At 32.5% G+C, this 13,015-nt stretch carries 11 protein-coding genes and 1 riboswitch; of the genes, 2 read left to right on the top strand and 9 right to left on the bottom strand.

What is annotated here, in order from left to right; genetic code table 11:
- Nucleotides 1-165: 165 nt before the first annotated feature.
- The gene (gene rpsA, locus KA878_RS12190; RefSeq protein ID WP_053029443.1) at nt 166-1,344 is read right to left on the bottom strand and encodes a 30S ribosomal protein S1; all 1,179 of its coding nucleotides are present in this window, start codon (nt 1,342-1,344) and stop codon (nt 166-168) included.
- Between the two features lie 309 nt (nt 1,345-1,653).
- Complete coding sequence (gene cmk / locus KA878_RS12185) at nt 1,654-2,310, bottom strand: (d)CMP kinase (RefSeq protein WP_075108764.1); 657 nt, start codon at nt 2,308-2,310, stop codon at nt 1,654-1,656.
- 76 nt (nt 2,311-2,386) lie between these two features.
- On the opposite strand from cmk, the gene KA878_RS12180 reads away from it, so the two are divergent.
- Nucleotides 2,387-3,361 (top strand): asparaginase, encoded by a 975-nt coding sequence (locus tag KA878_RS12180; protein ID WP_193839321.1) that lies wholly within the window; start codon nt 2,387-2,389, stop codon nt 3,359-3,361.
- A gap of 341 nt (nt 3,362-3,702) precedes the next feature.
- Here the strand turns inward: KA878_RS12180 and ypdA are convergent, their stop codons facing one another.
- The 4 genes from ypdA to KA878_RS12160 form a co-directional block, all read right to left on the bottom strand.
- Nucleotides 3,703-4,689 carry a bacillithiol disulfide reductase YpdA gene (ypdA, locus tag KA878_RS12175; protein ID WP_075109241.1) on the bottom strand — a complete coding sequence of 329 codons (987 nt, stop codon included), beginning with the start codon at nt 4,687-4,689 and terminating at the stop codon, nt 3,703-3,705.
- A 285-nt stretch (nt 4,690-4,974) separates the two neighbouring features.
- Nucleotides 4,975-6,525: an elastin-binding protein EbpS gene (gene ebpS, locus KA878_RS12170; protein WP_228480710.1), complete on the bottom strand. Its 1,551-nt coding sequence runs from the start codon at nt 6,523-6,525 to the stop codon at nt 4,975-4,977.
- 144 nt (nt 6,526-6,669) lie between these two features.
- The gene (locus KA878_RS12165; RefSeq protein ID WP_193839319.1) at nt 6,670-8,049 is read right to left on the bottom strand and encodes a RecQ family ATP-dependent DNA helicase; all 1,380 of its coding nucleotides are present in this window, start codon (nt 8,047-8,049) and stop codon (nt 6,670-6,672) included.
- The gene (locus KA878_RS12160) at nt 8,042-8,995 is read right to left on the bottom strand and encodes a YpbB family protein (protein ID WP_193839318.1); all 954 of its coding nucleotides are present in this window, start codon (nt 8,993-8,995) and stop codon (nt 8,042-8,044) included. Before KA878_RS12160 ends, KA878_RS12165 begins: the two co-directional genes overlap by 8 nt.
- 109 nt (nt 8,996-9,104) lie before the next feature.
- Between KA878_RS12160 and KA878_RS12155 the strand changes: the two genes are divergently transcribed.
- Nucleotides 9,105-9,353, top strand: a complete 249-nt coding sequence (locus KA878_RS12155; protein ID WP_002449743.1) for a ferredoxin — start codon at nt 9,105-9,107, stop codon at nt 9,351-9,353.
- Nucleotides 9,354-9,423: 70 nt separating this feature from the next.
- On the opposite strand, the gene KA878_RS12150 is transcribed toward KA878_RS12155, so the two are convergent.
- The 3 genes from KA878_RS12150 to KA878_RS12140 all read right to left on the bottom strand — a co-directional run bounded on the left by KA878_RS12150 (nt 9,424) and on the right by KA878_RS12140 (nt 12,878).
- Entirely contained in the window at nt 9,424-9,975 is a 552-nt protein-coding gene (locus KA878_RS12150) for an ECF transporter S component (protein ID WP_193839317.1), read from the bottom strand.
- A gap of 63 nt (nt 9,976-10,038) precedes the next feature.
- Nucleotides 10,039-10,166: riboswitch (FMN riboswitch) on the bottom strand.
- 248 nt (nt 10,167-10,414) lie between these two features.
- The gene (locus KA878_RS12145) at nt 10,415-12,172 is read right to left on the bottom strand and encodes an ATP-binding protein (protein ID WP_193839316.1); all 1,758 of its coding nucleotides are present in this window, start codon (nt 12,170-12,172) and stop codon (nt 10,415-10,417) included.
- Nucleotides 12,153-12,878, bottom strand: coding sequence for a response regulator (locus KA878_RS12140; protein WP_053029451.1), 726 nt, complete (start codon nt 12,876-12,878; stop codon nt 12,153-12,155). The genes KA878_RS12145 and KA878_RS12140 overlap by 20 nt, the downstream gene beginning before the upstream one ends.
- Nucleotides 12,879-13,015: the final 137 nt, after the last annotated feature.

Below are 13,015 nucleotides of genomic sequence, written 5' to 3'. Positions count from 1 at the left end.
GTCAAAATTTTGTTAAGGTTAATCATCAAAATCCATGCAACCTATCACGTTGATAACACGCTTAAATCAAATTGATTCACATCTGTCAGCTACTGCCAGAACAATAAAATAGACTGAGACATTTTATTTTGTCCCAGCCTCATGAATTTCTATCATAACTTTAGATTAGAATTTTAAGTTTTTGAATTTATCACCAAAGACATCGCCAAGTGTTGGATTATCTTCGTTTGAATCATTACTTAAATAAGATTGAGTTGTAGCATCATCGCTTTCAACGACATCTTCTTTAGGTAAAGTAGCTTTGATTGAAAGTGAAATACGTTCATTTTCTTCATCAATACCTAAAATTTTAACATTAACTTGTTGCCCTGGCTCAAGCTTTTCACCTGGTGTACCGATATGTTCATGTGCAATTTCTGAAATATGAACTAAGCCTTGTACACCTGGTGCGATTTCAACGAAAGCACCAAAGTTAGCTAAACGTACAACTTTACCTTCGACAACATCATCTTCATGGAATTGTCCTTTAATACTTTCAAATGGTGTTGGTAAAGTGTCTTTAATAGAAAGTGAAATACGTTCTGCATCTTTCTCTACAGATTTAACTTTCACATCTACTTCTTGTCCTACAGAAACAACATCTTCTGGAGAATCAACATGTTCGTGTGAAAGTTCTGAAACGTGGACTAAGCCATCTACGCCACCGATATCAACGAAAGCACCAAAGTTAGTTAGACGAGCTACTTTACCTTTAATAACATCGCCTGCATTTAATGATTCTAGTAAAGAAGCTTTTTTAACATCATTTTCAGCTTGCTCTACTGCTTTACGGCTTAAAATGACTCTATTATTTTCAGGATCTAATTCTTCTACTTTGATACGAATAGTTTGTCCTTCAAATACAGAGAAATCTTCAATGAAATCAGTTGAAATGAGTGAAGCAGGTACGAAACCACGTTGACCTACATCTACAACTAGGCCACCTTTAACTACTTCTGTAACTTTTGCTTCAATTATTTCATCATTATCTAATTTTTCTTGTAAATATTCATATGATTTTTCAGTTTCAAGTTGACGTTTAGAAAGAATATACGCACCTGAGTCATTTTCTTCATCAACTTCTATTTTAGTAACATATGCTTCTATTTCATCACCTTGTTTAACAACCTCACTAGGGTTTTCAATATGATGAGTTGAAAGTTGGCTAATAGGAATAATACCATTGAATTTGCCACCATTAATATGAACTACGACTTGTTTGTCTTCAACTTGTTGAACCTCACCAGTGACTTTGTCACCTTCTTTAATATCATTAATCATTGATTCATTGAATTCTTCAGTCATCTTATTTGCCTCCTTATACACTACATACATATAACATCTTATAAACCAGTAGAATTGTCAAGAAATTCCCCTTTAGTTTCATAAGTTCTTAAAAAATTATCAATTATCAAAATTATTAAATAGAAATTTAACTGATTTGTAACTTTTAAAGATTTATAATTTTAATGAACCTTAATAAATGTTATACGATTTAAACAGTGATTAATTATTACCACTTTTAATTATATAGAATAAAAATAGCTATTTAAAATAATTCGCACTTTATTCTAAATTAAGTACAAATTATTCTATATAGCTATTATTGCTCATTTATAAATTGTTAACCAAGTTCATTATTTCTTCAGTTACTTCTTCAATCGTTTTGCCAGTTGTATCCACTGTAATCGCATCGTCTGCTTTTTTTAAAGGTGAAATGTCACGATTCATATCATAGTGGTCTCTTTCTTCAATTTCTTTTTTTAGTTGCGATAATGTTGAAGGAATACCACGTTGTTCATTTTCTTTTTGTCGTCTTTCAGCTCTCTCCTCAACTGAAGCAATCATGTACACCTTTAATTCTGCATTTGGTAGCACTACTGTGCCAATATCGCGTCCATCCATGACGATCCCTTTTTTTGCTGCTAGGTCTTTTTGTTTTTCAACTGCAAATGTTCTAACAGGCGCTTTAGAAGCGACATAGGATACATTTTGAGTCACATCATTTTCTCTTAAAAAATCTGTAACGTCTTGATCATCTAATAAGATACGTTGTCCTTTACTTTTATCATAAGTTAATTCTAAAGTAGTTTGATCAACGAGTGCTTTAAAATCTTCAGGTTTATTATTTTGAAGATATTTATAAGTTATTGCGCGATACATTGCACCAGTATCAACGTATATCATTGATAATTTACTAGCAACTTGTCGAGCAATTGTACTTTTACCTGCTGCTGCAGGACCATCCAAGGCAATATTTATTAAGTCCATATTATTTTATCCTTCCTTGTTGTTTTGTTTGTATTATTTTATCATAAATATGTAAATCAAAAATAGGAGGAACGCAATGAAGCGATTATTAGTTATACATACTGGTGGTACGATTAGCATGTCTCAAAATCAATCCAACCAAGTAGTAACAAATGATGTAAATCCAATATCTTTACATACAGACATTATTGGTCAATACGCTGACGTAGATGAAATCCATCCATTTAACATTCCGTCTCCACACATAACAATTCAAAACGTTGAACAATTGAGAAATATCATTATTGATGCAAATAAGACAAATCAATACGATGGTTATGTGATTACACACGGAACAGACACGCTTGAAGAAACTGCATATCTTCTTGATTTATTAATAGATATTCGATATCCAGTTGTGATTACTGGAGCGATGAGATCTTCAAATGAAATTGGTTCTGATGGTTTATATAATTTTATTTCGGCCATTCGTGTAGCTTCATCCAGCGATGCGCAAGACAAAGGTGTAATGGTCGTATTCAATGATGAAATACATACTGCCAGAAATGTCACTAAGACGCATACGTCTAACATTAATACCTTCCAAAGTCCTAATCAAGGTCCATTAGGTATTTTAACCAAAGATAATGTTCAATTTTATAATCAGCCCTATCAACAACAGTCTTTTAATACAGTCAATCATGAGTTAAGCGTGCCATTGATTAAAGCGTATATGGGGATGGACAGTGACATATTTAACTTCTATTCACAACAGCATGTAGATGGTATTGTCATTGAAGCTTTGGGTCAAGGTAACTTGCCACCAAGTTGCTTAAATGGCGTTCAATCATGCTTGGACAATAAAATACCAATTGTGTTAGTTTCAAGATCCTTTAATGGTATTGTAAGCCCTGTATATGCCTATGATGGCGGTGGGTTCCAATTATCAAATAAAGGTTTAATATTTTCGAATGGATTAAATGGTCCGAAAGCGAGACTAAAATTATTAATTGGTTTAAGTAATCATCTTAATACGTCAGAATTGAAGCATTATTTTGAAAAGCAAAATTAGCAAGGGCCGAAAAAAGTCGCATTGAATTGAATCTGATCAGAATAAAATAAGATAACAAGGGAGTGGGACAGAATTCTTTTTAAATTCGTCGTCCCACTCCCAACTTACTTTGCTTGTAAAATCACTTTCGTGATTTTTTGTGTTGGGGCCCCGCCCCAAGGATGACTAGAACTGAGAAAAGCTTGATTTAAGCGCCTTCTCAGTTCAGTCAGCTACTGCGAATTTGCAAAATAGCTTCATTAGATTATTTTTGTCCCGGACTCTTCTATTTAGCTACTATGAAAGTGCATTGTAGCTATGAAATATTTATCTCGTTGCGTTTAGCATTTTATGATTACACCTTAACTTTCGAGAGGTGTTTGTTTTTTACTTAAAATGCTTTGGGTAATAATCCCTCCATGATATTTACCGTTTTCAATGAAGATTGCATTATTATCATTACCAGCAGCAATGACGCCGGCAATATAACAATTCTCTACATTTGTCTCAAACGTTTCTTTATTATGAACTGGCGCAGTACCGAATTCATTTGTATTGATTTCTATTCCAATTGATTCTAAAAAGTCGTAATCAGGATGGTATCCTATCATCGCGAATACATGATCATTAGGTATTTCAATTAATTTACCTGCTTTTTCATAAATCACACTATTTTCAGTGATTTCAGTTACATTAGCATTAAATTCCATTGTGATTTTTTCATGATTAACTAATGATTCAAAGTTAGGTAAAATCCATGGTTTAATAGCAGATGAATAACGATCGCCTCTATATAATACAGTTACATTTGCGCCAGCTTTTTCTAATTCTAATGCCGCGTCAACTGCAGAGTTTTTACCACCAATTACAGTTACATTTAAATTGAAATAAGGATGTGCTTCTTTGAAGTAATGTTGTACTTTCGGAAGTTCTGCACCTTTAACCTCTAATGTATTATGTTGACCATAATATCCAGTTGCAACAGTTAAGAATTTACATTCATACACATCTTTGGTAGTTGTTATAGTAAATTTATTATCAATCTTTTTAACAGTTAACACTTCTTCAAATGCATGAACATTTAATTGGTGATGTTTAACAACTTCTCTATAATAAACTAACGCTTGATTGCGTCGAGGTTTACTTTCTTCAACGATAAATGGTATATCGCCAATACTCAATTTATCACTAGATGAGAAGAATGTTTGATGTGTTGGATATTTATATATAGCATCTACAACATTCCCTTTTTCGATGACTAATGTTTCAATACCCTTTCTTTTTTGTTCGATAGCAGCACTTAAACCGCATGGGCCTCCGCCGATTATAATACTTTCTATGCTTTGCATGTCATTGGCCTCCTTTAATCACCAATTAATTATAGCAGTTGTAACATGATTTCTAAATAGAATCGCACCTATAATATTTACAATTTAATGAGATTATAAGTTTTATAAAGAAAACAGGGATAGGACCGAATTCTTTTTGAATCCATTGTCCTACCCCTGCAAGGTTAGCTAAAATGAGAGATATGCTTAATTTAAGCACCCTCTCAATTTTAGTCTGCTACGATGAATGAACAACGTAGCATTATTTTTTAATTTTTATCCTATAGCCATTTTAATTTAATGTCATTATTGTGGAATTACTAATCTTTGGCCATTTGAAATGTTATTACTAGATAAGCCGTTCGCTTGTTTAAGTTTGTTAACATTTTCAACAGTACCTTCTCCGTAGTATTGAATCGCGATACGATATAGGTTCTCGTTACCTGATACGACATGCGTTTGTTGTCCTGAATTAGTATTATTTGATTGATTGTTATTACTATTATTTTGATTACCACTGTTCTGAGTGGCTTGTGAATTAGCATTATCACTGTTGCTATTTGAATTATAAGCATCGCTATCTGATGATGAACTGTTGTCAGATGCGTTTGATGAATCATTGTTGCCAGAAGTACTACTATTATCATCGCTTGAATTACTTGATGATTCATTATCACTTGTAGCTTTGTCACTTGAGTCATCATCTTTAGTAGCATTATCTTTATTTTTATCATTGTCGTCGCTAGCTTTGTCTTTGCTATCTTTGTTTGCAGTTTGTTCAGTTTTGTTATTATCAGCTTGGTCGCTATCTTTTTTATCATTGTTTAAATACATACCAATAAAGATAGCAAGTGCTGCTAGAATAAGTAATAACGCAATTAATGGAAGTAAAAGACCTGCTAAACCACGTTTCTTTTTACCGTTATGAGCTTGGAATCCATCATTATCCTCTTGATGTTTTTTATCATTGTGTTCTTCATTCGTATGATTATCTTTATGATTATGATGGTCTTTATTATCTTTTTTATGTTTTGCGGCTGCTACGCCAGCAGCACCAGCGGCACCTGCAGCACCAGCACCGACTGCAGCTTTTTTCCCTTTATTACCTTTTTTTGATTCATCTTTAGAAAGATGTTCTTGATTGTCATCGAGTTGCTTTTCATTGTTATGTTTTCTATTACGATTACGCTTATGATCATGTTCTAAATGATCGTCATCTTTATGTTCATTATGATTTGAACGATGATTCGTGTCTTTATTTCGTTTATCCTTAGCAGCTTTGGCGCCTGCAGCACCAGCGACACCAGCACCACCAGCTAGTGCAGCATCTTTACCATGTTTTGACTTATCATGTTTGTTTGCATCGATATGCTCTTGGTGATCACGACGGTGACGATCATCATCATTTAAACTTTCATTATCATAGTCTTTATCGTGCTTTCTACTTGATGCTTCATGATGATGATTTTCTCGAGACGATTGATTATTAAAGTCTCTTTCGGGTGAGTGTTCATCATCTTTATGTATTGATGCTTTATCTAATTGATTCTCTTTTTGATTGTGTTGTAACTCATTTAAAGAGTCTTCATCGTGTCGGTCATCAAGTGAACCAGTAGCATTTGAATCAGAAGTTTGATTATCGAATTTTCTGTTTTTATTTGTAGCTTGGTTTCGTCTTCTTTGACGTCTTTGTGCATTTCTAGGTGGGAATTGTTGATCTGATTGATTCTCAAATTCATCTGAATGGTTTGAGTTATCATCAAACTCATTTGTGTTTTCTTCGAATTGGTCATCAGAATTGATAGACTGACGATTTTTTTCGAAATCATCTCTAAAATTATTTTTAGACACGGTCATCATCCTCTCTTAATTAAATATTTTAATATCACATACCATATACCCCACAAAGTGTGAAATATGTATAGTATCACGATATTTCTTGAAAAAACTTTAAGTATTTTAATTATATCCTCTTAAAATAATTTTAGTAAAGAAAAGCAACTATACTTTAAATAAATATTTTAACTTTTCACTATAATTTAATTTTCTTTTAACTTTTTTTCGGTTTGTAACGTGAATGGATTCTAAATCCGAATCAATATCACAGAATTGTTTAGGTTGAATTGGTGTATCACCAAAAAATTCTAATAAATAGCGGCGTCTACATTGATCTAAAGACGTATATCCAATCATCCTTTGATAACCTAATTTTTTACGTATTAAAGCGTTGTTGAATATTGATTTAAGCACTTTGGATGAATATCTTTGGCTCAAAATGGATAGAATTTCTTCCTTTTGTGGTGGTAGGAATACGCCAATATCAAAAGCGTCAATATCTTCAGTTGTAATCGCATCACTAAAAAGTAATGTTTCCAATATAAAGCTGTCATCTGGTTGATATAGGCTTATCGCTTGGCTTGGTAAATTATCTCTACCTGCTCTACCTATTTCTTGTAAATAGTTTGATGGACTTGTAGATAAATGAAAGTGAATCACTGTTCTAATATCTTTTTTATTGACCCCCATACCGAAAGCGCTTGTGGCCACAATAACGGGTATAAAATTTTCCATAAATTGATTTTGAACGGTATGACGTTCTTGATAGGATAGATCACCGTGGTATATACCAGTTAAATAACCATGATGATAAATCATGGTCGCTAATTCTAAGCATACTTTTTTGGATGAAACATAAATGATTGTAGGTCCAGATTGTTCTAAAAAGTTTAATAACCACTTGATTTTACTATCATCATCATCAAAATTGAGATGTGAAAAAGCAATATTTTGCCGATTCATAGAAGTCTTAATAACAGTTAATTCCTTAGATAAAATAAGGTTTAAATCTTTTTCGAGATGAGGTGGTGCTGTCGCCGTTAGGGCTAATATGGTTGCATTCTTGTAATAAGATGTAATTTCTCCAATAATTGCATAGTGTGGTCGAAAATCATATCCCCATTCTGATAGACAATGTGCCTCATCGAGTACGATTAAACCGAAATCTATGTTCTTAATTAATTTGAAATTTTGAGATTGTAACATAAATTCTGGACTTAAAAACACAAATCGACTTTTTTGTAGTAAATTTATATTTTGCCTTTTTTCATTTTCATCCATACCTGAGTGAATAGAAGCAACTAATTTCTCTCCTTGAGATTTCAATTGCATGACTTGGTCATCCATAAGAGAGATTAAAGGTGAAATGATGAGAGTTGGCTTTTCTTTTATATAAGTTGGCATTTGATAACATAAACTTTTGCCACTACCTGTTGGAAGAATTCCTAACGTATCTTTATCACTCAATACGCTTTCAATAATTTCTTTCTGACCCGGATTAAATGAGGAAAAACCGAACCATTCTTTTAATTTATCTTCAAGCACTTAACTCACCTCTTTCAATTCCGATAATTAGTAATTTGATTTGAAAATAAGATAATTGATTGAATTGTTCTTTATATATTTTTAATCGATATCCTCTATTCTGATGATAGAATTCTATGAACGAATTATAATCTGTCGTACTTACATATTGTTGATACGCTGTAAAATAACCTTTAATAAATAATTCAAGCACATGGTCTTCAATCGTATTGATTTTAACATTTTGAGTCACTGCAGCTTCATTCATTGAAAGTCCTTTGAGTAATTGATGATATGTAATTGTAGTTTTATTTAGTAATGTAGGTAAAATAATGGTTTGAGATAATATCGGAAATTGTTCTTTATGCTCTAATGCAAACATCATTTGAACTAAATTATTCAATTCATGGACAAATAAATCGGTTACTGGTATGTCTTCAATAAGAGAAACTTGTTGACGCGTATACATTGGTTCTTCATACCCTTGTAGATAATAATGAATCAAACAGTTGCCATTGCACGTTTCATTAATGATATGAAAAAGCTGCTCAATTTCATTTTCTAAATCATCAATTAAGTCACTCTCGATGATAGTTGAATATAATTGCTTTACTTTATTTTGAACTGTGACTTGTTGCGTAATAGGTATAAAGTCTAAATGATTATTTTTGTAATGCGTCATCGTTTGTATAAGTAATTGAATACAACTAAATGTTTGAATGATACTATCGTATGTAAACCTTAGATGAATGGTAATGTTGATATTCTGGTCATCATTACTATTCAAAAATCGCTCAAAAGACGGATATTTTAATTTAGGTAAACTGTGATATAATGATAAAAGTTGTTGGGAACATGCATCAAAAAAAGTTTGATGTGATTTTTTCCCAATTAAAATATTATAGATACTTTTATTGGTTTTATATTCGAATGAATGATTTGATGCATAGGTAATAATAGAATGCATTAATGATTCCTCACTTTATGTAACTAATAAAATAGTAAATAAATTAATCGAAGTGTTAGTTAACATTTGTTATACTAGTGTAGCATTTTTATCAAAGGAGGCGAAGAATTTGGCAAAGTATACAATCGTTGATATGGATACATGTATTGCTTGTGGCGCATGTGGTGCTGCGGCGCCAGACATTTACGATTATGACGACGAAGGTATTGCTTTCGTAATCCTTGATGATAATCAAGGTACTGCAGAAGTACCAGAAGAATTATATGAAGATATGGAAGATGCTCTTGAAGGTTGTCCAACTGATTCAATTAAAATTGAAGAAGAACCATTTGATGGTGATGCCCTTAAATTTGAATAGTTTATGGCACAATCAAATAAATATTAAATCTCCTATTGCTGCGTACTTCATTCAGCAATAGGAGATTTTTTTATGATAAAACGCGTTTTAATCGATTGTATAATAGTACAAATATAATTGAAATCACAACACCTTTAATAATATTAAAAGGTATAACACCAGATAAAATGACGATTTTTAAATTATTAAATACATCTCCTAAATTAAAAATCATCCCATATAAAGGAAGTAACACAAAGTAGTTTAATACACTTAACACAATAGTCATAACTATAGTACCAATTGCGAGTCCTATAACTAAAGAACGTGGCGTATGTGTATGTTGTCTTTGACGTTTTGTAACATAGTAAGCGGATAATAAGAAACTCACACCTGCTAAAAAGTTAGCAACTGGGCCCACTGGATCGCCCATGTTAAATAAAAAGTTAAGTATATTTTTTATAAGTGCTACAATAATACCAGCAACGGGACCCAAAAGGAATGTTGCTAATAATGTTGGCACATCACTAAAGTCTAATGTTAAGTATGGCGGTAAAAATGGTAGCGGAAATTTAATAAATGTTAAAATGAACGCTATCGCACTTAACATACTTATCGTGATAAGACGTTTGTTTTGTTGCATATTGAATTATCTCCTTCCATTCATCTTACTTAGAATAGGAGATAATTTTGCACAACAAAAAATCTCCATCTTCTCCCATCCAGACTATACTGTCGGCTTCAGATTTTCACTGAATCAGCCACTTCATAAGAAGCGGGTCGCAGGCTTGAATTACTGCCGGTTGGGACTTACACCCTACCCCGAAGATGAATTATAACTATATATTAATTTAATTTTTATATTACCTTATGTGAGCGCATTGCGCAATCATGGTGCTTAAACTGATTAGATAAAAAAAGAGTGAAATCAGATTCAACATGAATTCTGACCCACTCTTGGTCTAGTAATTTCATTTTTAGAATAAAAGCTAGTACGTTAAGTCAAACGTCGTGATGTACGAGTTTCTACTGTAACTTAAATTAAAGCGCTTGATAGATAAGTGCGTATGATTGTAATCATATTAGCACTTAGGTTTAGGTAATTTAATGATAAATGTTGTACCTTTGTTTACTTCGCTTTCTACTTGAATAGAACCACCATGTTCTTCGATAATCATTTTGCAAATAAATAGTCCTAAACCAGTACCTTGTTTCCCTCTCGTTCTTGATGCTTCGACTTTATAAAATCTATCAAAAACAAGTTCAAGATGTTCCGGAGATATACCACTTCCGGTATCGCTAATGTACAATGTCTGATATGTGTCATCAGATGATGAAGTGATTGTAATTGAATCACCTGGTTGAGTATAACGTGTGGCATTATCAATCAGATTTGTTAGTACTTGATCAATACGGTCGGCATCATAATCCCACAATTCATCAGTCATTTCTGGCGCAAGTGACATGTCTAACTCTAAATCTTGTGCCTGTTGTTTATACTTCATTTGCATTTTATTTAATAAAGGTTTAATGGGTTGTTTCTCTTTATTAACAGTTAAACCTTCTGCATCCATACGCGCTACATTCAATAATTCATTGACTAGACGATTTAAACGTTTTGTTTCATCAAGCACGATAGATAAAGAGTCTCGAATTTCATCGGGCTCTGTTACAATGCCATCTACAATGGACTCTGTATACCCTTGTAATAAAGAAATAGGAGTTCTCAATTCATGTGAAACGTTAGCAATGAAGTCTTTTTTCATTTGATCAAGATTATGTTCATTGGTCATATCTCTAATAATGACTACTAGACCACTACGGCCATCTTGTTGGATTCGCTCGATATAACTCATGATAATGACATAATATTTGTTATTAATTTCGTATTCTTGGAATTCTGTATTCTTTGAAACAAATGTTTTTTCGATTTGCTTTTCAATGTCTTTATATACAGGTGCACTAAGTGATTTAGTAATATCATCAGCCATTTTATTTGAAAGGATAACTTCTCTTTTGTCATTTAGACCTAGTACACCTTCTATCATAGAATTGATTAGACTATCTCTAATATTTTTTTGAGTTGAAAGTGCTTCAATATTCTCTTGTATTTCAGAACTCATATGATTGAAAGTATGTGATAATTCACCTATTTCATCTTTAGTTGAGACGCTTGTCTGTTTAGAATAGTCCCCTTTAGATATATTTAACGCTTGCGTTCTAAGTTGTCTCAAAGGCTTTGTAATTCTATTTGATAAAAAGAAAGCAAATACAGTTGAAATGGCAATAAAGATAATCGCAGTAATTAGAATGATAATTGTAATTGCATTATTCGTATCTTCAATAGATTTCAAATCTTGATATATAAATACAGCACTATACTTTGAGTTTGCATTGTCTTGTGCTTTCATTGGATAGCCCAATAGAATATAAGAGTGCGAATTACCATTATTACTAATGGTAATATTTTGGGTAGTAGATTTACCCTTTGAAAAGACTTGTTGGAATTGGGCGTTATTGTGTATTGCTTCAAGCATTTTATTTTTAGTTTCACTATTAGAATGATTAAGACTTGAAGTTTTATTTGCCATAATAATCACGCCACCTGAGCCATCAATTAATTGTTGGCTATGTTGAATGGCTAACGTCTTATTTTCTGCTTGTTCAACTAAGTGACTAATTCTAGACGCGTCTTCCCTTATAGCATTTTCAGTTTGTTGGGTGTAATAATACTGTATAAATGTAATTAAAGCTGCACTTAATAAAATTAAAACTGTCGTTACTATGAAAAGTATAGTTAACCACAGTTTTATTACCACACTATTTAGTCGGTTCGTCATTAGACTTTACCTCGAATTTGTAACCAACACCCCATACAGTTTGAATCATATGTGCAGCATCTTCAGATACACGATTAAGTTTCTCGCGAAGGCGTTTTACATGAGTGTCTACCGTTCTTAAATCTCCGTAAAACTCATAATGCCATACTTCTTTTAATAGTTGTTCACGATCAAAAACTTTATTAGGTGTCTTAGCTAAATAAATAAGTAACTCATATTCTTTAGGCGTTAAATTCACTTGTTGATTATCAGCTAAAACGCGATGAGCATCATTATCAATGATTAAATGATTAAATTCTATAACATCTCTTGCGTGAGGTTCACTTTGTTCAGGTTTAGAAGATTGCGTTCTACGCAATAATGCTTTAACTCTTAATACAACTTCTCTTGGAGAGAATGGTTTAACAATATAGTCATCAGCGCCTGATTCAAACCCCTCAACCCTATTTGTTTCTTCACCTTTAGCAGTAAGCATAATAATAGGTGTGTCTTTATGTTCACGTAATTTAGATGCCACTTCAATTCCATCCATCTCTGGTAGCATCAAGTCTAAAAGTATGCACGCATAGTCATTCTCCATTGCAAGATCATAGGCTTCTTTACCATCACTTGCTTCATGAATCGTAAACGATTCTCTCTCTAGGTAGAGTTTAAGTAACCTTCTAATTCTATCCTCATCGTCTACAATTAAAATTTCGTTTGTCATTTTGTTTATACCTCCTACACATGCTCAATACACTCAATATTATAGCATATAGCATGATTGAAAGCTTTACTTTAAAGTTAACTTTGTGAAAAAAATAGCAAGAGAAATTAAGTTAAATTAAATTCTCTTACTATTGT

The organism is Staphylococcus sp. GDY8P57P, from assembly GCF_017892585.1.
GTDB classification, from domain to species: domain Bacteria; phylum Bacillota; class Bacilli; order Staphylococcales; family Staphylococcaceae; genus Staphylococcus; species Staphylococcus borealis.
Note: the sequence above shows the minus strand (reverse complement) of the source record. Positions and strands in the feature narration are given on the sequence as shown.